The sequence below is a fragment of the Helicobacter sp. 23-1044 genome (genome assembly GCF_053654695.1).
In genome coordinates, this window is the sequence record NZ_JBSIUQ010000001.1 from 347,663 (window position 1) to 369,670 (window position 22,008).

Annotated in this window: 23 protein-coding genes and 1 pseudogene; 18 read left to right on the top strand and 6 right to left on the bottom strand. The window is 40.8% G+C overall.

Annotation, left to right across the window (positions count from 1 at the left end):
• Window positions 1–89 precede the first annotated feature (89 nt).
• From ACWIUD_RS02100 to ACWIUD_RS02160, 13 genes are all read left to right on the top strand, one after another.
• A complete protein-coding gene (locus tag ACWIUD_RS02100; RefSeq protein ID WP_454146211.1) occupies window positions 90–1,493 on the top strand; it encodes a CDP-glycerol glycerophosphotransferase family protein in 1,404 nt (467 codons plus the stop codon).
• Window positions 1,483–4,215 (top strand): YidC/Oxa1 family membrane protein insertase, encoded by a 2,733-nt coding sequence (locus ACWIUD_RS02105; protein ID WP_454146213.1) that lies wholly within the window; start codon window positions 1,483–1,485, stop codon window positions 4,213–4,215. The genes ACWIUD_RS02100 and ACWIUD_RS02105 overlap by 11 nt, the downstream gene beginning before the upstream one ends.
• A gap of 66 nt (window positions 4,216–4,281) precedes the next feature.
• Entirely contained in the window at window positions 4,282–5,007 is a 726-nt protein-coding gene (locus ACWIUD_RS02110) for a class I SAM-dependent methyltransferase (protein ID WP_454146215.1), read from the top strand.
• 37 nt (window positions 5,008–5,044) lie between these two features.
• The gene (gene aepX, locus ACWIUD_RS02115) at window positions 5,045–6,340 is read left to right on the top strand and encodes a phosphoenolpyruvate mutase (RefSeq protein ID WP_454146372.1); all 1,296 of its coding nucleotides are present in this window, start codon (window positions 5,045–5,047) and stop codon (window positions 6,338–6,340) included.
• Window positions 6,341–6,650: 310 nt separating this feature from the next.
• The gene (locus ACWIUD_RS02120) at window positions 6,651–6,815 is read left to right on the top strand and encodes a hypothetical protein (RefSeq protein WP_454146217.1); all 165 of its coding nucleotides are present in this window, start codon (window positions 6,651–6,653) and stop codon (window positions 6,813–6,815) included.
• On the top strand, window positions 6,812–7,555 hold the full coding sequence (locus tag ACWIUD_RS02125; RefSeq protein ID WP_454146219.1) for a TylF/MycF/NovP-related O-methyltransferase: 744 nt from the start codon (window positions 6,812–6,814) through the stop codon (window positions 7,553–7,555). The genes ACWIUD_RS02120 and ACWIUD_RS02125 overlap by 4 nt, the downstream gene beginning before the upstream one ends.
• Before the next feature lie 20 nt (window positions 7,556–7,575).
• On the top strand, window positions 7,576–9,108 hold the full coding sequence (locus tag ACWIUD_RS02130) for a thiamine pyrophosphate-dependent enzyme (protein ID WP_454146221.1): 1,533 nt from the start codon (window positions 7,576–7,578) through the stop codon (window positions 9,106–9,108).
• Window positions 9,109–9,150: 42 nt separating this feature from the next.
• Window positions 9,151–10,551, top strand: coding sequence for a phosphonoacetaldehyde reductase (locus tag ACWIUD_RS02135; RefSeq protein ID WP_454146223.1), 1,401 nt, complete (start codon window positions 9,151–9,153; stop codon window positions 10,549–10,551).
• Window positions 10,552–10,630: 79 nt separating this feature from the next.
• The gene (locus ACWIUD_RS02140) at window positions 10,631–11,734 is read left to right on the top strand and encodes a glycosyltransferase family 4 protein (RefSeq protein WP_454146225.1); all 1,104 of its coding nucleotides are present in this window, start codon (window positions 10,631–10,633) and stop codon (window positions 11,732–11,734) included.
• Between the two features lie 127 nt (window positions 11,735–11,861).
• Window positions 11,862–13,301 (top strand): O-antigen ligase family protein, encoded by a 1,440-nt coding sequence (locus tag ACWIUD_RS02145; protein ID WP_454146227.1) that lies wholly within the window; start codon window positions 11,862–11,864, stop codon window positions 13,299–13,301.
• Window positions 13,302–13,410: 109 nt separating this feature from the next.
• On the top strand, window positions 13,411–14,712 hold the full coding sequence (gene nhaA, locus ACWIUD_RS02150; RefSeq protein ID WP_454146374.1) for a Na+/H+ antiporter NhaA: 1,302 nt from the start codon (window positions 13,411–13,413) through the stop codon (window positions 14,710–14,712).
• Between the two features lie 39 nt (window positions 14,713–14,751).
• A complete protein-coding gene (locus ACWIUD_RS02155) occupies window positions 14,752–14,973 on the top strand; it encodes a hypothetical protein (RefSeq protein ID WP_454146229.1) in 222 nt (73 codons plus the stop codon).
• A 111-nt stretch (window positions 14,974–15,084) separates the two neighbouring features.
• Window positions 15,085–15,228 (top strand): type II toxin-antitoxin system RelE family toxin, encoded by a 144-nt coding sequence (locus ACWIUD_RS02160; RefSeq protein ID WP_454146376.1) that lies wholly within the window; start codon window positions 15,085–15,087, stop codon window positions 15,226–15,228.
• A gap of 11 nt (window positions 15,229–15,239) precedes the next feature.
• On the opposite strand, the gene ACWIUD_RS02165 is transcribed toward ACWIUD_RS02160, so the two are convergent.
• From ACWIUD_RS02165 to ACWIUD_RS02185, 5 genes are read right to left on the bottom strand one after another with little or no spacing between them, the layout of a single operon-like run.
• The gene (locus tag ACWIUD_RS02165; protein ID WP_454146231.1) at window positions 15,240–15,446 is read right to left on the bottom strand and encodes a hypothetical protein; all 207 of its coding nucleotides are present in this window, start codon (window positions 15,444–15,446) and stop codon (window positions 15,240–15,242) included.
• Between the two features lie 36 nt (window positions 15,447–15,482).
• On the bottom strand, window positions 15,483–16,481 hold the full coding sequence (locus ACWIUD_RS02170; protein WP_454146233.1) for a TerC/Alx family metal homeostasis membrane protein: 999 nt from the start codon (window positions 16,479–16,481) through the stop codon (window positions 15,483–15,485).
• A gap of 10 nt (window positions 16,482–16,491) precedes the next feature.
• A complete protein-coding gene (locus ACWIUD_RS02175; RefSeq protein ID WP_454146235.1) occupies window positions 16,492–16,806 on the bottom strand; it encodes a hypothetical protein in 315 nt (104 codons plus the stop codon).
• Window positions 16,807–16,813: 7 nt separating this feature from the next.
• A complete protein-coding gene (locus tag ACWIUD_RS02180; protein WP_454146237.1) occupies window positions 16,814–17,416 on the bottom strand; it encodes a TerD family protein in 603 nt (200 codons plus the stop codon).
• A 9-nt stretch (window positions 17,417–17,425) separates the two neighbouring features.
• Entirely contained in the window at window positions 17,426–18,001 is a 576-nt protein-coding gene (locus tag ACWIUD_RS02185; protein WP_454146239.1) for a TerD family protein, read from the bottom strand.
• Window positions 18,002–18,123: 122 nt separating this feature from the next.
• Here ACWIUD_RS02185 and ACWIUD_RS02190 point away from each other — a divergent pair.
• Window positions 18,124–18,445: pseudogene (locus ACWIUD_RS02190) on the top strand (helix-turn-helix domain-containing protein).
• A 102-nt stretch (window positions 18,446–18,547) separates the two neighbouring features.
• On the opposite strand, the gene ACWIUD_RS02195 reads toward ACWIUD_RS02190, so the two are convergent.
• On the bottom strand, window positions 18,548–18,847 hold the full coding sequence (locus ACWIUD_RS02195) for a hypothetical protein (protein ID WP_454146241.1): 300 nt from the start codon (window positions 18,845–18,847) through the stop codon (window positions 18,548–18,550).
• Window positions 18,848–18,883: 36 nt separating this feature from the next.
• On the opposite strand from ACWIUD_RS02195, the gene yajC reads away from it, so the two are divergent.
• The 4 genes from yajC to ACWIUD_RS02215 are packed head-to-tail and all read left to right on the top strand — an operon-like array spanning window position 18,884 to window position 22,001.
• The gene (gene yajC / locus ACWIUD_RS02200) at window positions 18,884–19,174 is read left to right on the top strand and encodes a preprotein translocase subunit YajC (protein WP_454146243.1); all 291 of its coding nucleotides are present in this window, start codon (window positions 18,884–18,886) and stop codon (window positions 19,172–19,174) included.
• A 22-nt stretch (window positions 19,175–19,196) separates the two neighbouring features.
• Window positions 19,197–20,894, top strand: coding sequence for a protein translocase subunit SecD (gene secD / locus ACWIUD_RS02205; protein WP_454146245.1), 1,698 nt, complete (start codon window positions 19,197–19,199; stop codon window positions 20,892–20,894).
• Complete coding sequence (gene secF, locus ACWIUD_RS02210) at window positions 20,894–21,865, top strand: protein translocase subunit SecF (protein WP_454146247.1); 972 nt, start codon at window positions 20,894–20,896, stop codon at window positions 21,863–21,865. The genes secD and secF overlap by 1 nt, the downstream gene beginning before the upstream one ends.
• Window positions 21,846–22,001 (top strand): hypothetical protein, encoded by a 156-nt coding sequence (locus tag ACWIUD_RS02215; protein ID WP_454146249.1) that lies wholly within the window; start codon window positions 21,846–21,848, stop codon window positions 21,999–22,001. Before secF ends, ACWIUD_RS02215 begins: the two co-directional genes overlap by 20 nt.
• Window positions 22,002–22,008: the final 7 nt, after the last annotated feature.

The following is a 22,008-nucleotide window of genomic DNA, read 5'->3' on the forward strand; positions in this document are numbered from 1 at the left end:
TGAAAAACTCGCTTAAAAAAATATGAATTTTACATTAAAAATTTTTATGCTACAATTTTGATTTTTATTTTTCAAAAAAAGGACATATTTTGCCATTAATTTTTGCAATCTTGCTTTTTTCGCAGAATCTACACGCATATTTGGACCCGGGGACGGGTTCGCTTTTGTTGAGTTCGCTTGTGGCGATATTTGCCTCTGCTATTTATTTTTTCAAAAACCTATTTTATAAAATCACTAGTTTTTCATCACAGGGATTGAGATTTTCGCTAACTAAAACGGGGGGGGGGCGAAGCACTAATTGCGCAGATTCTGCGCTAAACGCAGAATCTATCACTTTTTACTGCGAGGGAGCACGATATTATGGCACTTTTAAGCCCATTTTAGACACGCTAGATTCGTTAAATCACCCTTATACTTATCTCGCCAGCGATGAATCCGACCCCGCATTCAAACGCGAATCTAATAATTTTAGCATTAAAGAATTTATCGGCGTTGGCAATAAGGCATATACGCGCCTAAATATGCTAAATGCCGATATTTGCGTTCTCACAACGCCTAGCCTCCAAGTCTTGCAGATTAAGCGCAGTCGTGGCGTAAAGCATTATTGCCATATCGTGCATTCACTTACGCCGATGACTTATCGCACCTTTGGGGTGGATTATTTTGACTCGGTGCTAGTTACAAATGAAGTGCAAGAAAATTTCGTGCGCGAAGTTGAAAAGGCACATAATATTAAACGCAAATATATCGCCATTGTCGGCTCGACATATTTAGATGAATTAGCGATTTTGCGTGAATCTATCAAAGAAAAAGCACACAAAAAAGGCAAACCTACCATTTTAGTTTCGCCATCTTGGGGCAAAGAAACGCTACTTAGCAAATATGGTATGCGACTTTTAGAGCCTTTGGCAAAATCCCCCTATAATATCGTTATCCGCCCTCACCCACAAAGCCTAATAGGCGAAACTGAAAGCGCAAATATCAAACACCTCCAAAGCACACTCTCAAACTACAAAAATGTCGAATGGGACATCGGCACGCCAAATGTCATCGCATTCGCAAAAGCGGATTTAATGATTAGTGATTTTTCAAGTGTGATTTTTGATTTTGTGTGTTTGGAGGGCAAGCCTGTGATTACGATGGATTTTGCCTTTGATAGCGCGGGATATGATTTGGCAGATATTTATGATTCGACTAATATAGGCGAATTTTGGACTTTTAAGGCATTGAAGCAAATCGGTGGCAAAATAAATGAAAATGATTTTGCAAACTTGCAAACTATCATCGATTCTGCGCTTTCGCAGAATCTAGCGCAAAAATCCATCGCAAATCTACTTTGGAAGCATCCATTTTGCGCCGGTAAAAACGCCGCATTAGAGATTCTGCAAATCCAAAAAGAGATTTTAGAGGCGCAACTAAATCCATCCATTTTAGCACAGCGCGACCTTGCAAATACCGCCATTTCTACATTAAAGGACAAAAATGCAGTTTGATATTATTGAAGCGTTATATTTTTTATTTATTTTCCCATTGCAATTCACTCTAAATCTCGCGCTAGGTTATATTTTCGCGTTTGTGAAGTCGTGGGGGATAAGCATTATTCTTTTGAGTTTGTTTGTCAATATTTTTTTGCTAAAAATTTTCATTTGGGCGGATAAAAAGGCAGGTAAATTTAGCGCACTCAAAGCGCAATGCGACAAAAAAATCGCTGAATTTAAGCGCGTATTTAAGGGCGCGGAGTTGCAAAGCTATATCCGCACGCTTTATCGCCAAAAGCATTATCACCCCATTTTCGCGCTATCTGCGCTTGGTGGTTTGGCATTGCAAGTGCCGTTTTTTATTGCAGTGCTGTGTTTGTTGAATGAATTTGATGGGATTAGGGGCGTTTCATTTCTTTGGATTGCTGATTTAAGTGCGCCTGATAATGTGCTTGGCGTGCATTTGCTCCCTATTTTAATGACAATCATTTCGCTTGTAAATGTGTGGATTGTGGCAAAAGATAGGGGTGCGAAGATTCAAGGTGTGGTGATTGCGCTAATATTTTTGGTGCTACTTTATCAAATGCCTAGTGCATTAGTGTTATATTGGACGACAAATATGATGTTTTCGTTGTTACGGGCATTGTGGGCGAAATGGCGTGGCAATTCTAGCAATTCTAGCAATTCGGGTAATCATTCCGCAGATTCTGCGAATCGCACAAAATTCGCAGAATCTCGCACAAAAACGCAGAATCTAAATAGAGATTCTTCGCTCGATTCACTCGCTCAGAATGACAAAATTGAAAAATTCGCAGAATCTCGCAATGACGAAAAAACGCGCAATATCGCAGAATCTACCACATTTTTTAGGAAAATCCTTGCTATTTTTCGCATTTTATTTAATGGCGATGATTACAAAATATACCGCCAAATCGCCACTTACGCCGTCCTTTGCATTGCGTTTCTTATTTGCGTTTTTAATCCCTACACACTTTATAAAAGCGATGTTTCGCAGTTTGATTCATCGCAAACGATTGCCACGCTCTCCGCGCTATTTGGGGCATTTGCGTTAATTAGTGTTTTTGCGATTTATGTGCTTAATTTCATCCCAAAGCGCATTTGCAAAATCTATGCTTTTATGATGAGTTTTGCCCTGTTTGTCGGCATTGTGTATAGTTTTGTTTTGGTGGGCGATTATGGCGCGATGGATAGATTTGTCTTCCAAAAAACATTATTGCCATTTAATGACCCGCAAATGCGCCTTAAACGCTTTGTGGAGTTTGGCATTGTGGCGTTTGTGGGGGCGATATTTTTGCTGTTTATGCTAAAAAAATTACGCCTTGCGATGAAAATAATTTTTGCCACACTATTTGTTGTAAGTGCGCTAAATGTGGCGCAAATCCTAAATAAGCGATTAGATTCTGCACTTCAATCAAACATCGCAGAATCTACGCAAGATTCTGCAAATAATTTCGCAGAATCTCCTACTGCGCCATATCAAAACGAACTTTTTTCGTATTCCAAAACGCAAAAAAACATCGTAATTTTTGTATTGGATATGTTTAGCGGGTCGCATATGCCTTATATTTTGGAGCGATTTCCGCATTTTAACACCGCGCTTGATGGATTTACACTTTTTCCAAATGCGATTTCTAGTGCGAATGCTACGATTTATTCGCTACCTTCGCTTGTGGCGGGTCCCTACTATACGATTTATAATATGAATGCGCGTGGCGATAATACCGCAGAATCTAGCGCAAACGCCTATAAAAATATAGGATTATCTTTCGCGGATGCGGGATATTTGGTGGGATTTTTGATGTTTCACATCCAAAATAGAAATGCGCTAATCGCAGAATCTAATATATTTTGGTTAGACAATCACGAGCATTTTAAAAAGTATTTTTTATCGCAAAATCCATCTTTGAGCGAAAAGCTAAATAGTGGCAAATACTTTGATATATGGCAGATGTTTGGTTTTGGGCTGTTTAAGTTTATGCCTGAGGCGTATTTTAGAGTGCGTATTTATAATAGAATGCAATCTCATAGGCAAAAGGGCATAGATAATAATACGGTTATAAATCACATTTCCACACTTTATGCTGCCACGCACATAGGCGATACAAACGCTACAAAACCTACATTTAAATTTTTTCATAGTTTTATGACGCACGCACCTTATGGAATTTATGCAAATAATGGAGAGTGCAACTATCTAAATCAAAATACCATTTGGGAAAATAATAATCCCCACAAGCCATCAATGCAAAAAGGGCGTTATTCCTATCAGCATTTTGATACGGAAGTTTGCGCACTGCAATATATTTCACGCTACATCGCGTGGCTAAAAGATGAGGGCATTTATGATAACACGCAGATTTTTATTGTAAGCGACCACGCTGGGGATGATAGCATAAATATACCGATGGATAAGCTAAAACCCCGCACCATAGGACCGGATATAATTTTCTTATTCAAAGATTTTAACGCAAAAGGCGCACTAAAAGTGGATAATCGCCTAATGGCAAACTATGATATTTCTACCATTTTTTGCGAAAATCTGCCAAATGGTTGCCAAAAAGTCGGAAAAAATATCTTGCAAAACTATCCCAAAACACGCGAAATAATCCACGCAAGACCAGATGACAGCTTCAAACACGAGCCAAATAAATGGCTAATTTATGGTGCTTACAAAATAAATAGCAATAGCGTAACGGGGGGGGGGGATTTATGTTGAGAAAAATTGGACTGACATTAGCGATGAATCTTATGGAATCGTAAATGTGAGAGAATAGGGGTAAATATGGACAAAAGTTATTGGAGTAAATTTTATGCAAAGCACAGCGGGAGCGAAAAGCCGTCATTATTCGCGGAGTTTGTATGGGAGAATTACCTAGCATTGCGTGGTAATAATTTAAAACTTATCGAATTAGGCTGTGGCAATGGGCGCGATAGTGTGTATTTCGCAAAGCAAGGCATAAGCGTTCTAGGCATAGACCAATGCGAAAATATGATTGCCACGCTAAACAAACGCCACAAAAGCGCAAATCTATCGTTTCAAAGCGGGGATTTTACGGCATTGCCAAACGCAGAATTTGCATTTGACGCAATATACTCACGCTTTACGCTTCACTCGATAAACGCCACACAGCAAAGCAATCTCTTTAAATGGATAGCGCAGAATCTAAGCGGGATTTTGGCAATCGAATGCAGAGGATACAAAAACTCACTTTATGGACGCGGTGAAATGGTAGAAAAAGACGCATTTATTTATGACAATCATTATAGGCGATTTGTGGATTTTGAAGCGTTGTGCGAGTTTTTAAGCGATGATTATGAAGTGCTTTTTGCCAAAGAGGACAAGGGCTTTGCACCATTTAATGGCGAAGATGATTACTTTTTCCGCATAGTTGGCATAACGCGCCACGAGAGAGAGAGAGAGAGAGTAAAACGCGCCACTAGATTTGTAGTCTTTATTGCCTTTATCAAGCTAGATTCTAGCGACAAAAGGGTTTCTTATGTCGCGTGAATCTAGCAACCATAACGCAAAATCCGTATATGTCGCAATGAGCGCAGATTTAATCCACCCCGGACATATCAATATCCTAAAAATCGCCAGAGATTACGCCGACAAAGTGTGTGGTGAAGTAGTCGTGGGACTGCTCACAGACAAAGCAATCGCCTCTTACAAACGCTTGCCCTATATGAACTACGACCAGCGCAAAGCCGTGCTAGAATCAATTGCGCTAATCGATAGAGTAATCCCGCAAGACACACTAAGCTATGAGGGCAATATCCGCGCTTTGCGACCCGCATTTGTCATTCACGGCGATGATTGGCGAAGTGGCACACAGGCAAAAACGCGCCAAAATGTGATAGATACGCTAAATGAGCTAGGTTACGGGGAGCTAGTTGAGCCTCATTACACGCAGGGCATTAGCTCCACGCAGCTAAACGAAAATGCCCGTGCCATAGGCATTAGCACAAATGCTAGATTATCGCTACTGCGCCGATTGATTCACGCTAAAACGCCATTGCGATTTATCGAAACCCATTCGGCGATTTCGGCACTCATCGCGCAAAATGCCTTTGTGAATCAAAACGGCACAAAAATCGAATTTGATGGTTTTTGGAGTAGTTCGCTCACTGATTCTACTTCGCGTGGGAAGCCAGACATCGAAGCTGTGGAGCTACAAAGTCGCCTAAATACGATAAATGAGATTTTTGAGGTTACTTCAAAACCGCTGATTTATGATGCCGATACGGGTGGGAAAATCGAGCATTTTGCCTTTGCGGTGCGGAGCTTGGAGCGCACGGGGGTGAGTGCGTGTATCATCGAGGATAAGACAGGATTAAAGAAAAACTCGCTTTTAGGCAATGAAGTGGCGCAAACGCAGGATAATATCAATGACTTTTGCGACAAGATTCGCACAGGCAAAGACGCCCAAATCACAAGCGATTTTATGATTATCGCGCGGATTGAATCGCTGATTTTGGATAAAGGAATGGAGGACGCGCTAAATCGGGCGTTTGCCTATGTCGATGCAGGGGCTGATGGGATAATGATACACTCGCGCCACAAAAGCCCAAATGAGATTTTGGAGTTTATCGCTAAATTTCGCGCCAAAAATAGCCTAACGCCTATCGTAGTCGTGCCGACAAGTTTTAATGAAATCACTGCGCGTGAGTTGGGAGAGGCTGGGGCAAATATCATCATTTACGCAAATCACTTGCTTAGAGCTAGTTTTGTAGCGATGAAGCAAGTCGCACAGGGGATTTTGGAAAATGATAGAAGCGCAGAGGTAGAGGGGCAATGTATGAGTGTGAAAGAGATTCTCTCACTAATCCCGGGCACGATATGACAAATTAAAAATACCCCACCCCAAACCCCTCCCGCAAGGGGAGGGGTTTTCTCTATCTCCCCCTCCCTTGCGGAGGGGGATTAAGGGGGTGGGTAATTTAGATTCACAAGCGAAAACTTGTAAAACTAAAAATCTATAAAAGCAAGTGCGCGAAGTATTTTAGAGATAAAATCGGGGTTTTGCGAAACGAGCAACGAAGATAGGACAGATAGTCCATCGAGGAAGCGAGTTGAAGTGTCTGTGCGTAGCACCGACCCACACTTGCAAATCCACGATTTTAGCCTAAAAGACAAGCGCGAAAGGACATACAATGAGTAAAATAGTAATTTTTGGTGCAGGCAACTGCGGACGGCTAATCGCGCAAAATCTAGCCCAAAAAGGTGAGCAAATTTTGTGCTTTATTGATAATGACCCGTTAAAAGCAAATTCTAGTATAAAGCTAGATTCTAACGGGGGGGGGGGAATAGTGCTTTGAGTGCGCCATTAACCTTTCAAATCCACCCAAGCGAAGTGCTACAAAAACTAGATTTTGATTCTATTGTCATCGGCACTTTCACGGGATTTTATGAAATCCGCGCACAGCTTGAATCGCTAGGCATAGCGCGGGATAAAATCGATGTAAGCCATATCGAGCTAAGCGTTCGCGCAAGAGAAATATTTTTAGAAAATTTCGCCAAAGAAATAAAAGCGCAAAATCTAGCAGGCAATGTCGCAGAGCTAGGCGTCTATCGTGGGGATTTTGCACGGCGTATAAATGAATGCTTCAAGGACAAAATTTTGTATTTATTTGATACATTTGAGGGCTTTGAGGACAAAGATTTAGCGCAAAGCAAAGATGGCGCAATGGGCGCAAGTCTAGGCAAAAAGCACTTTTCAAACACAAGCGTAGAACTCGTGCTAGGCAAAATGCCCTACCCAAAGCAATGCGTGGTAAAAAAGGGCTGGTTTCCACAAAGCGCAGAAAATAGTTTAGAAAATGAGAAATTTTGCTTTGTAAATCTTGATGCGGATTTATACGAGCCGATTTTGGCGGGGCTAAGATTTTTCTACCCCAAAATGGTGCGCGGTGGCGTGATACTAATCCACGAATATTTTTCGGCTGGATATGTGGGCGTGAGAGAAGCGGTGAGCGAGTTTATGAGTGAATGTGGCTTATCAAACGCCCAAAAACTCCCCATAGGCGATAATCTAAGCATAGCGATAATAAAAAATTAACATTTCAAAAAAGGGACAAAATGCGGACAGAGGATTTTGGAGCGGAGCTAAAAAGGCTAGGATTTAGCGATTTTGCAGGTGTGCCGTGTAGCTATCTTGCGCCACTGATAAATTGGGCAATCAATGAAAATGCCTTTATAATGGCAAATAATGAAGGCGAGGCGGTGGCGATTGCTAGCGGGATTAGCCTTGTGGGCAATTCGTCTTTGGGTAACCATTGCGTAGATTTGCAAAATTTTGAGACTTCGCAGACCGCTAGTCTAGTCTCAGCCCCAAAATTTTGCAAAAACTCCACAAGCACTACCGCAAATACTAGAATTGTTTTAAATGCTGAATCTAGAAACGATTCGTCATTGCGAGGCGAATCGCAAGATTCACCGAAGCAATCCAAAACAACCAGCGACTGCGCGGAAGTATCTTTGGATAATTTCGTGGGTTTTCAAGCACGAAACTGCGAGATAGAACTAGAGGTTCATCGAGCAGTTGAGTGCGCAGAATCCCGCGAAAGTGCCAAAGAGACAAACGCGCAAAAATTTGGCGTGGTGCTAATGCAAAATAGCGGATTAAGCAATGCGTTATCTCCGCTTACAAGCCTAAATCACACTTTTAATATCCCTATACTTGGCTTTGTCTCCCTGCGTGGTGAGCCAAATGAGAGCGGAGTTAATACCGATGAGCCACAGCACGAATTGCTAGGAAAAATCACCGATAAACTTTTACAAACTTGCGAGGTGGAATGTGCGTTTTTGGATTCTAATTTAGAAGTGGCGTGTGAGCAGTTATCCCACGCAAAAGCCGTGTTAAAATCTAATAAAAGTTTCTTTTTTATCGTGCGAAATCATTGCTTTGAAAAAGTCGCTTTGACAAATTCGCCTATACTTTGTCATATTGAGCGTAGCGAAATATCTCAAAACAAGAGAGATTCTTCGCCTACGGCTCAGAATGACAAAATAAGGCACGACGCCAAACCCACACGATTGCAAGCCCTGCAAATCATTCAAAATTTAGGGCAAAATTGCGCCCTACTCGCCACCACAGGCAAAGCGGGGCGCGAACTCTACGAGCTAGGCGACAAAGAAAATCAGCTCTATATGGTAGGCTCTATGGGCTGTGTAAGCGCGTTAGGGCTTGGAATCGCGCTAAAATCGCACAAAAAAGTCATAGCCATCGATGGCGATAGCGCGCTTTTAATGCGACTTGGCACACTTGCTGGCAATGCGTATTATGCAAAGATTACAAATAAAGGAAATTTTTGTCATATTTTACTAGATAATCAAAGCCACGATAGCACGGGTGGGCAGTTTAATCTCTCGCCATTTGTGGATTTTGTGGCAATCGCAAAATCCTGTGGCTACGAAGTGGCAAAAAGGGCGCAAAATTTAGATGAATTTAGCGCGATTTTGGGTGAATTTTTGGACGCACAAAATGGCGGGGCATATTTTATTTACCTTGATATTGCAAAGGGGAGCAAAAAGGATTTAGGACGCCCAAAAATCACCCCAAAGCAAGTGGCACAACGATTTGGCGCGTGGCTAAATAATAAAGAAGTTTAAATTTTAAAGCGTGTTAAATTTAGGCTTATTTTAAGGAAGAAAATGCAATTTACTTATTTTAATCCCGTGAAAATCCGCTTTGGCGTGGATTATTTAGAGGCGATTAAAGGCGTGGCGAATCGTTTGCAAGGTGTGCGATTTTTGCTCGTTACAAGCAAGGGATTTAGCAAAAGGGGGTTAAGCGATAAGATTGCAAACGCGCTAGGGACGCAACTTGTCGACATTGTCGATGAGATTACGCCAAATCCGCAGTTAAAGCATTTGCTAGATATAAAATCTAAATTAGCAGATTTTGACGCGATTATTGCGCTTGGTGGAGGGAGCGTAATTGATAGCGCGAAATTTTTAAAAAGCAATTCGTCTCTTACGCAATTCGTAGCAAAGCGTAGAATTTGCGAGGGCGAAAGCTCGAAGCAACCATCTTTGCGGGAGATTGAAAAATCCGCACTCGATAGGCGTCCAGCCTTATCTTGCACGGATTTTTCGGCACAACCCACAAAACAAGGTAAAGCCGAAGTTTCTTTATCCAATCTCGCGCAAGATACTAGAATTGCGAATAATTTAAAAGACAAAGAATCTCACACATCGCACGATTCGCAATCAAACAATCGAAGTAATGGCGGTGTTGCTTTGCGTTGTTTTGATGCGGAACGAGCGAAAATAGGACTGAATCGTCCATTGAGCGAAGTTTCGTATCAAAACAACGCAAATGAATACCCCAGAACAAATTGCCACAAAACACAAAACATACCCATCTACGCCATCCCCACCACCTCCGGCACTAGCTCCGAGCTCACGCATTGGGCGACCATTTGGGACAATGACGCCTTTATTAAGCATTCTTTAAGCGATGAAATTCTCTATCCAAAAGAGGCGATTTATGACCCGCACTTGACGCTAAGTCTGCCACGCAAAACCACTATACACACAGCACTTGACGCGCTAAGTCATAGCTTTGAATCTATTTGGAATAATAATGCAAATCCCATATCCACGCATTACGCGCTAAATGCGATAGAGATTATTTTGCGTGATTTGGTGGATTTAAGTCGCAATTTAGATTCGCTGCCCTTACGCACAAACATAATGCAAGCTAGCATTTACGCAGGACTTGCCTTTTCTAACACACAAACCGCCCTAGCACACGCGCTAAGCTATCCGCTCACTATGCGCTTTGGCACACCACACGGATTGGCGTGTAGTTTTAGTCTGCCTTTGCTACTAGATTGTCTGCCAAAGTCAAGCAATGCGAACGCGCTTTTATCGCCTTTTAAAAAGCGACTTTTAAATCTTTTTGACAAGCTAGAAATTTCTACAAATCCAAAAGATTATGGGCTAGATTCTACTTTTATCGATGAGATTTTCGCCACGCTAAACGCCAGAGCAAAAAATGGCATTTTTGATATAGATTCTGCGAAAAAGGCAATCGTAAAAAATCTATAAATTCGCAGAATCTACTTGCATTTTCATTTGCGATTATGGCAAATTTTGTGCTAAAATCGCGCCTTTGAAAAGGACAAAAATGCAAATTTTACTCACCATAAATGACATTTCTATCACAGGCGGGGCGGAGCGCGTGTGCGTCAATCTCGCAAATGCCCTCGCAGAATCTGGGCACAATGTCGAAATTTTGAGTTTTTATAGGGCGCATAAATCCCTGCCTTATGCTATAAAAACGAAGTGTTCTTTTGAATATGAGTGCGATGAAAATAGTATGCGAGATAGATTCTGCAAAAATCCACTTTTGAAGCTGTATTTTAAAAATTTTCATAAGATTTTCATCAGCTTTAAGATATGGAGGCGATACAAACGCGCCGATATGATTATCACAAATGATTGGACTTATGCGCCGTTTTTTAGGCGAAAGCGGACAAAATATCTTAAATTGCATCATTTGCGATTTGCAAAATATAACAAGCGAAATGATATGTTTGACTCTCTTATCATTTTAAGCAAAAATGAACTCTCTATCTGGCAAAAATATCATAAAAATGTCTTTGTAATCCCAAACTTTTTGCCACAAATCCCGCAAAAAAGCACAGATTCTGCGCAAAAAGTGGTGTTAAGCGTGGGGCGAATGGATAATGGCGACCAAAAAGGCTTTTTGCGATTGATTGATATTTGGCACATTGTTGCACAAGACAAAGGATTCACCGATAAAGAATGGCGACTTATTATCGTAGGCGATGGTCCCCTAAAAAGCGAGATACAATCCAAAATCAAATCCCTAAACTTGCAAGATTCTATAATCTTAAAGCCATTTACCAAAGAAATAGAGCGCGAATATTTGGGCGCGAGTATCTATGCGATGGCTTCGCACTTTGAGGGCTTTGGTATGGTTTTGGCGGAGGCAAGTAGCTATGCTTTGCCTTGCATTGCTTTTGACATCGCCACAGGACCTAGCGATATTATAGAGCATAATAAAAGTGGCTATTTGGTGAGCGATAATGAATTGGAGGCTTACGCAAAGCACTTAATTGCGCTAATGAGTGATGAATCTATGCGCATTGCATTTGGAGGCAAAGCCAAAAGGCTTGTGGGGGAGAGATTTAGCAAAGAGGTGGTGATGGAGAAGTGGGAGGAATTATTGCGAAAATTCGCAGAATCTAGCGAAAAAATCCATTAGATTCTGCGCCTCGCAATGACAGAGTTTCTTCGCTCATAATGACAAATTAAAGCAGATTCTGCGAATGGGTGAAAAATCACTAAATTTTTGATACAATTTTCATAAAATTCAATTTTGGGAGCATTGCTTGGATAGTCTAAAACGCACTTTGCAGTTTATAAAAAATCATAATGAAATTATTGTGCTGACTTTGCTTTGCGTGGGTATATTTTTCTATGCTATCGGCGTTAGCAAAATTTTGAATAATTTTCGCGCGCAAAGTTTTATTTTTATCGCTGGGGCGATTTTTGCGCTGTGTAATTTTAGGCGATTTTCTAAAAAAGATTGGCAGATTCTGCGAATTCCAGCGATTTGCATTGGGATTTTGATTACACTTGGATTTATAACTTATTTTAACTCCGTATTGCCGCCAAAGAATTTTGGCGCACTGCTTAGAGCGATAAATCAGCATATTGTGGGATATTTTGCGCTATTTTGCCTGTGCTATTTTTTTGGCAAATATGCAAGTCAAAAAGTAGCGTGGAGGGCGGTGCATTTTTTCGCGCTGATGTGCGTGGTAAATGTGATTGCGATGTGTTATTTGATTGGTAAAAATGGATTTTATCACGAGAGTTTTATCCAAAATATTCCGTTTTTCTTTAAGGCGATTTTTACTTATAATATTTGGATTTTAGCGCCGATTGCGATAAGTTTGGCGGGGATTTTTGTGTTTAAAAATTTATGGCGATGGATTTTTGTGCTGTGCTTTATTTTTAGCATAGTGGCGATGATTGGCAATGGTGAGCGAAGTTTTTTTGTGGCGTTTGGCGTGATGATTTTTGTGCCATTTATTGTTTATAAATATCATTATAAAAAGTGGATTTTGCTTGCGTTTTTGGGGATTTCAAGTGTTGCGATTTATGGTTTGTTGCATTTTAGCAAGGATTTGCCGATGCGGTATAATGCCTATAATATTATTAGCAATGTCAGCGAAGTGTGGCAAACTACGCCCGTTGAGATGGGGAAATATGACCCGCTTTGCTTTGGTGCAAAATGGTTAGATTGCGAGGAAGAAAGCACGAAAAACGGACTTAGCGAAATCAATTTAGACCACTCCACACTTTCTCGCTTAAATATGACAAAATCCACGCTTTTGGCATTTTGGGATAATCCATTCAAACCGCATATTGTAGGTCCATTTCAAGTGGGCGAATATTTATGGCATTATTATAATTTATACAATCCGCAAAATCGCTCATATATTATTTTCTCAAATGAAAATTCAAATTATCAGCAAAATGGATACAATCATCCGCATAATTTTGTCGCAAGTCTTGCGCTGTGCTATGGCATTATTGGATTGCTTTGCATTGCGATTTTGCAGGGATTTTTGTTTTATAGTGGCACAAGGGCGATTAAAACAAGCGATAATCAAACAAAATTTATAGGATTGGGATTGTGTATTTTTGTGTGTGGAATGTGTGCGCAGAGTTTTTTTGATGGGTTTTATCATAATATTTTGGAGACTATTTTTATAATTCAAGGCATTTTAATAGGACTAATGTGGCGCAAAATATCTTGTGAGTGATTTTAGATTCTGCGATTTGCGTGAATTTCGCAGAATCCCCACACATTTCGCAGAATCTGTCGTATTTTATGATAAAATTCCCATTTTTTACATTTCTTGGAGGCAGTTTATGAGTAAGATTAAGGCGTTTTTTGGTAGTGAGATTGCGGGGGGTGTGCTACTTTTTGTGTGCGCGGTTTTGGCGATGATAGTGGCAAACTCGCCTTTGTCTAGCGGATATTTTCACCTATGGGAGATACCTGTGGGCGTGAAAATCGGCGAAACTTTCATCGGTATGAGTTTGCACCACTTTATAAATGATATTTTGATGTCGTTTTTCTTCCTTGTGGTAGGACTTGAAATCAAAAAAGAATTTCTCTTTGGCGAGTTAGTCGGCTTTAAAAAGGCGGCGTTCCCCGTGTTTGCGGCACTTGGCGGTATGATTGCACCGGGCATTATTTATTTCACGCTAAACTTTGGCACGGCGTCTCAAAATGGCTTTGGGATACCGATGGCAACGGACATCGCCTTTGCGCTTGGCGTTATGATGTTGCTAGGCAAACGCGTGCCTGTCGCGCTAAAAGTCTTTTTGGTAACGCTGGCAGTTGCCGATGACTTGGGCGCAATCATCGTAATCGCGCTATTTTACACGAGCGACTTTTCGTTTATGTGGTTTGGATTGTCGCTTGGGTTGCTTTTGGTGCTGATTTTGTTTAATAAGCTTGATATTCGCGCACTTTTCCCCTACCTTGCGGTGGGCGTTTTGCTGTGGCTATCGGTGCATAATACAGGCATACACGCTACAATCGCCGCTGTGGCACTCGCATTTACCATCCCCGTGCGCCCAAAGATAGAAAGCAAGTCCTTTGGCGTGGCGGTAAATGACGCTGTGGCGCGCTTTTTAGGCAAAGAAAAAGAGCGAGAAAATCTTATGCTTTGCGCTAAGCAGATGGAGTGCGCACACGATATTATCAAAAATGCAAACGCCGTGCAAAATCCATTTTTACGCTTGGAGCACGCAATCGCGCCGTGGAGTAACTTTTTCATTATGCCACTTTTTGGCTTTGCGAATGCGGGAGTGGCGATAAGTAGCGACATAAACTTTCACATCGACCACATAATGCTTGGGATAATCTTGGGGCTAGTCATCGGCAAGCCAATCGGCATTACGACTTTTACCTTCATCTGTGACAAAATCAAAATCGCCAAAAAGCCTGAATCTGTGAGCTGGATAAATATCTTTGGCGCGGGTATGCTAGGGGGGATTGGCTTTACGATGGCGATTTTCGTGGCAAATCTTTCATTTCCAAATAATATCCCAAGCACGGATTTAGCGAAGCTCTCAATCATCATCGCTTCGCTAACGGCGGGGATTTTAGGCTCACTTTTCTTAATCATCGAGCATATTATAGAGCATAGAAAAAAATCGTAAAATGCGAATCGCAGAATCTAAACCACCAAAGGGGATAATATGACTTTAAGCATAGATTTACCAAAGGATTTGCAAAGCACTTTTATCGCCATCGCGCAAGAAAAAAATATCACACAGGATTTGCTAGCAAAAGAAGCGATAATCGAGTGGATACAAGACTTCAAAGACGCGCAGGACGCCGATAAAGCGCATAGAGATTTCATACAAAATGGCGAGATTTTTTTGGCGAGTGAAGTTTATGGCGATTTGGGATTGAAATGAGATTTGCCTACACGAAGCAATCTCTAAAATCTTTTTCAAAGCTTGATAACGCCACCAAACAGCGCATAGCAGACTTTACAAACGAATTGAGAGAAAATAGAAAATCCACGCATAAAGGGCAAGGCATTAAAGGGAGAGTTAAGCGAATATTGGCGTTATCGTGTGGGAGATTATCGCCTTGTGTGCGAAATTTTTGATACTCAAATGCTTATTTTGTGTATCAAATTAGACAAACGAGATAAGATTTATAAATAAATTGCGCTAGATTATGCGAAATTGATTTGAATCGCAGAATCTAGTGCGGGATTTTGCGAGATTTTGCGAAATTTGGGCGATTCGCAGAATTCTAGTGTGAAAAATATAAAAAACGCAGAATCTAATCCAAATTTCACAGAATCGTGGATTGCCACGACTTGCATTCGCAAGTCTCGCAATGACGAATTTTTTCGTGTGAGATTCTGCGATTCACACAAAAAAACGCAGAATCTAAATAAAATCTCAAAAATCCACTACGCAACTTCCTTTTTTCTTGCAAAAATACTTAAAAGGACGCCACATATTAGCACACCAGCGATTACATACAAACTAACCGATGATGAGATTTCAACGCTAATGCCATAGATTGAATGAAGTGCGTTATTTATAAGCTTTACAGCGATAAAAAACAGCAAAACTATTACGGATTTTTCCAAATATGCCAAATAGTCTTTTAATGCTTCAAGCATAAAATATAGCGTTCGCAATCCAAGTATCGCAAAAATCATCGCCGAGTAGATTATAAGTGGTTCTTGACTAATTGCAATTACCGCCGGCACGCTATCAAAGGCAAACATTACATCGCTAACTTCTATCACACAAAGACACAAAAATAACGGCGTGGCGATTAAAAATGTGCCTTTATTGACGAAATTTAACGATGGATTTTTTGCTAACTCGGAATCTACGACTTTTTTGCTGACAAAAAAATTATGCCCCACCATTTTAGGAAAAACGCTAAAATATTTATGCACGAATCTATACGCCAAATGATTAGAATAATCCTCTATTTCCTCATCATCATCGTTTGATTTTAGCATCATAAACGCAGTCCATAAAATAATTGCGCCAAAGATAATTTGCACCCAATGACTCAAAGCAAAGAGTTCGCTACCAATCACAACAAAAATCAGCCTAAATACAATCGCCCCTAAAATCCCAAAATAAAGCACTCTATGCCTATAACCATCCGGGATTTTAAACCAAGAAAAAATCGCCATTATGACAAATAAATTATCCACAGATAGTGACTTTTCTAATATATATCCTGCGAAAAATAGATGCGCCATCTCTGCGCTTTTTGCATAATATAAGTAGATTCCAAAGGCGATTGATACCGCTATCCAAAAGACCGACCAAATACTTGCGCTTTTCAAAGAGATTTTCTCATCTTTTCTATGAGCAAAAAAGTCAATCATTAGGGCAACTATCACAAAAATTGCAAATATTATCGCAGTTTTAATGTCTGACATTTCGCACCCCCTAATAACAATTTTGCGTAGGCAACCCACGCGCTCTATTTAGCCTATTTGTCGCTTCGAACGCAGATTGAGATTGCTTACCTGCGCAATTATTGTTATACCAATCCACAGAGTTATTGTATTGTGATGCTGAACCGCTTAAACTACGCTCCATACGCAATATGTTATTATAGACTCTCACACATTCCTCCATTTGCCTATCACTAATGACAGGCACATATCCAAATGTAGAACTGCTAGGCGGAACTTTATATCCATTGTTTGCAAAAATATAACTTGCAACACATAGAAATAATAATGCAATTTTTATCATCACAGCCCACCTATAAATACTTCACAACTGATAGCGCAATCAAATCATTGAGCGTTCTATCCGCCGTAGGTTCGCCAATGGCTGAGAATTTCCACTCGCCATTGCGTTTATAAAGTTTCCCCAAAATCATCGCAACCTTATATGCGAAATTGTGGTCGTGTGCGATATTATACGATGCAAAAATCTTATTTACGCGCGTGGGAGTGCCTTCATAAAGTCTAATACTTGCAAATGGAATCTTGTCAAAGTCGATTTGATTATATGAGTTAATCACAAATACAATCTGCTCTACGCTACTATCCACTCTATTTAAGTTGATTGAAATAATCTCATTATCCAATCCATCATCGCCATCCACATCACCCGTCAAATCATCGCCACTATGGACGATTCCCGGTGCGGATTTGTTGCCAAAATACACGATATTTTGTATTGATTTATTTGCACCCACGCATACCACACTTAAATCCAAATCCACAGGCACGACTTTATTTCTAAAAAGCCCACTTTGTGTTATAGCACCCCAATTTGCACCAACGCAAAATTCAACCAAATTCGAGCCGTCATCTTTTTTAAGCGAGACTTTTTGTCCTTTTGTTAAATTAACTGCCATTTTATGCCCTTAAATGCTTACGCCAAATTGCTTGCAAAATCCTTCGATGCCATCTTTTGTCCCACTGCCTACTGCGGAAAATTTCCATTCATTGTCTTTAAAATAAAGTCGCCCAAAAAGCAACCCAATCTCTGTTGAATAGTCCTCCTCCAAATCATAGCGAACGATTTCGGCATTTGTCTCATCATTTACCAAACGGATAAAAGCATTTCGCACCATTCCAAAATTTTGCTTTCTTTGCACTGCATCGTGGATTGTAACTACAACTGCGATTTCTTTTACAGATGACGCAATTTTACTTAAATCAATCCTAACGGATTCATCATCGCCATCGCCTTCACCCGTGCGATTATCGCCTGAATGCACTACGCTACCATCTGCGCTAGTTAGATTATTGTAAAACACAAAATCTTTATCACTTTTTACCTTGCCATTTTCGTCAAGCAAAAATACACTTGCATCCAAGTCAAACTCTGCTCCCGTGCCGGCATTTGTATCCCAGCCTAAACCAACCAAGATTTTCTTTAATCCCGGTGCTTCTTTGTTTAGCGAAACTCTTCCGCCTTTTGTTAATGCTACTGCCATTTTAAACTCCTTAAAAAATAAAAATTTATATATCCCAAGAAGTAGAATTACCCCATAGGATATATAAAAACGCATTTTATCTTTGTAAATTTTCAAAATAAATATCCCATAGGATAAAAGGCGTGAATGACAAAGATGATAAAAATTTCGGTAATGCGAGTAGCGATGAGATTGCAAGGTTTTATGCAAATCTTGCGCGAAATGTGCGAATCTTGCGCGAGGGCAAGGGCATTTCACAGCTTGACTTGGCGTTAGAAATCGGCATAAAATCCGTAGCATTCTACTCAAACTGCGAGTGCAATCGCTACGGCAAACACTTCAATTTGGAGCATATCTACTAAACTTGCAAAAGCCCTGCAAGTGCCGATATGTGAGCTTTTCAAAGACTGCGATTCGAGCGAAATTTGCGCTTTGCTTGGAGAAGGTGGAGAGAGATTTGATTAGATTCTGCGAATTACTTAAAATTGTCATATTGAGACTTTGAAAAAGTCGAAATATCTCTAAAATTTTAAAATAGAGATTCTTCGCTACGCACAAGTGCTTCGCTCAGAATGACAATTTTTTTGGATTGCCACGAAGTCGCCCAAAGTGCGACTTCTCGCAATGACGAAATTTTTTTGGATTTTTACCCACCCCCTTAATCCCCCGCGCGCATTTGGGAGGGGGAGAGTTCAAAAAAATATCCTCCGCAAGGGAGGGGGATATAGAGAAAGCCCCTCCCCTTGCGGGAGGGGTTTGGGGTGGGGTTCTCGCGCAAGGGTAGGGGGATTTTTTATTAGTTTCGCCTGAATCTAATCCTAAAAATTTAAAATCGCAAATTTTTAAGCAAAAAATGCTACAATCCACATTTTTAAAATCTAAAAATCAACAAAAGGACACATTATGAATAACGACATTTTGATGCAACTTCTGCCCTTAATCGTGCTATTTGCAATCTTTTATTTTATCATCATTCGCCCACAAATCAAACAGCAAAAAGAGCATAAAGAAATGGTTGCAAACCTAAAAAAAGGCGACAAAATCGTCATAAACGGCGGTTTAATCTGCGAGGTTGTCAAAGTTGAAAATCACTTTTTCACAATCAAACTAAACGATGACACAATCGTCCGCTTGGCAAAAGAATTTGTCGCATACAAGTGGGAAGAGCCCACAGAGGCGGACGCCAAAAAATAGCGCAAAGGATTCACAAAGCACAATGAAAAAGTTTTTTAATCCCCGCACACTTGTTTTTTTGGCACTTTTTGTGTTTGGCGCGATTTTTAGCATCCCATCCATTTTTGACACGAAGGGCTATAAAATCACGCTAGGACTTGATTTGCAAGGTGGCATTTATTTTCTTTTGGGCGTTGATGCAAATGAAGCCATAAAATCGCGCTATTCACTCATCGCCACGCAGATAAATTACGAGACACACGATAAAAATATCCTTATTGATTCGCTAAAAACGCTTGATGATGGGATACGATTTGAGCTGTTGGATTCGGCGCAAAGAGATGAGTTAGAGAAACTTTTAGACAATATCAAAGGCATTATAATTGCGGAGAGTAGCGGGGTTTATGAGATTTCTTTTAGCAAAGAAGAGATGATTTTAATCAAAAACTCCGCAATCGACCAAGCAATCGATACGATTCGCAATCGCCTTGATATTTACGGGCTTACCGAGCCTAGCATTACAAAGCAGGGCGAAGAAAATATTTTGGTGCAACTACCCGGCATTAAAAATCAAGAAGAAGAGCAAAACGCGCTAGATTTGATTATCCGCCCCGCACAGCTTAAAATGATGGCAGTTGATGAGGATAGAAATGCGCGAATTAGCGTGATTACCGAATCGGAGGCAAGTAGCTATGGCGATGTGATTTTGCCTTTTGTGGATTTTGTCAGTGGCGAATCAAATGATAAAATTTTGCTAAAAGAAATCCCCATTTTAGATGGCAGTATGATTACCGATGCGCGTGTGGCGTATGATGAGCGGGGGCAACCTGTGATTAGTTTTTCACTAAATGCAATCGGGGCGAAAATTTTTGGCGATTTTTCAGGCGCAAATGTCGGCAAGAGAATGGCAGTGGTGTTAGACAACAAAGTCTATTCTGCGCCTGTGATAAGGGAGCGAATCGGCGGAGGCAGCGGACAAATCAGCGGTTCTTTTAGCGCAGAAGAGGCGAAAAATATCGCCATCGCTTTGCGCTCTGGTGCGCTCTCTGCGCCATTAGAATTGCTAGAAAAGCGAAGCATTGGTCCATCTTTGGGCGCAGATTCGATTAAATCGTCCTTAATCGCGCTATTTGGTGCATTTGGGATTATTATCGCTTTTATGGTGGTGTATTATGGATTTGCCGGTGTGATTGCGGTAAGTGCGCTATTTGTGAATATTTTGGCGATTATTTCAGTTATGAGCCTTTTTGGCGCAACGCTAACTTTGCCCGGTATGGCGGGGATTGTGCTAACGATTGGTATGGCGATTGACGCAAATATCATCATAAATGAGCGCATTCGTGAAGCTTTGCGCAGTGGCAAAAATATCGTGCAATCCATTTCATTTGGCTACATTAACGCCACACGCGCGATTTTTGATGCAAATAATACGACTTTGATTATCGCGCTATTGCTTTATATTTACGGCACAGGTCCCATTAAGGGCTTTGCGGTTACGATGGGGATTGGCATTTTGGCGTCAATAATCACGGCAATCATCGGCACACAGGGCATTTATATATGGCTAGGCGAAAAAATAAATAATACGAAAAATATCAATTTTTGGTTTGGGATTCGCCTAAAAAATTATAATCCAAAAGGGGCAAATCCAAAAGATAAAAGCGCGAATCTATCCACGAATCACGCCGCAAATCGCACCAAAAATCGCCCCACAAATCCCACTAAAAATGGAGCAAAATAATGGATTTTTTTAAACACGATAAAATTTATGATTTTGTAAAATATAGCAATTATGGCATTATCGCAAGTGCGCTAGTTATACTCGCGCTTGTGGTGGTGTTTTTCACAAAGGGCGTGAATTTAGGCATAGACTTTGCCGGCGGTAGCGTGGCACAGATAAAATACGCGCAAGTTGAAGCGCCAATATCGCAAATCCGCGAAGATTTGAGTGCGAATCCATATTTCAAAGACGCGCAAATCACCGAGTTTGGCGCGAAAAATGAGATTATTATAAAGTTTGCTTTTGTGCAAGATTCAAGTGTGAAAATCGATGATGAGCTGAAAAATACACTGAAAAACACGGGCGACTTTGAGATTCGCCGAATCGAAAATGTCGGTCCAAAGGCGGGTAGCGAGCTCGCCAAAAAGGGCATTATTGCGATTGCACTCGCGCTTGTTGCGATGATGATTTATGTGAGTTTTCGCTATGAGTGGCGGTTTGCCCTTGCTAGTATCATCGCGCTAATCCACGATGTGGCGATTAGCGGGGCTGCGATAATGCTTTTTGATGTGGATTTGAGTTTAGATGTGATTGCCGCGCTTCTCACACTCATTGGATATTCAATTAACGATACGATTATAATTTTTGACAGAATCAGGGAGCAGATGATTGCGCGGAGCTTTAATGATGTGAAATTAGTGATAAATGACGCCGTTTCGCGCACGCTCTCGCGCACTTTGCTAACTTCGCTAACGGTGTTTTTTGTGATTGCGATTTTGTATGCGTTTGGCAGTGAGATTTTGAAAGGATTTACTTTGCCAATGCTTGTGGGGGCGATTGTAGGGACTTATAGCTCGATGTTTGTCGCACCAAAACTTGCCATAATGCTTGGCTTTGACATAAAAGAATACTACGCAAAAGAAGCGCGAAAACAAGCCAAAGCGCAAGAAAAAGAGCGAATGCGAAAAATGTATGAAAGCGGGCGAATCTAAAATGAAATCGCAGAATCTAATATTTGATTCGCAGAATCTAGCGCATTTTTCGCTAAATTCGCAGAATCTCACACGCGAATTTATCGCAGATTTGCGATTCGTAGATTTGCGATTCGCAGAATCTAACCAAAATTAGGGGGCAA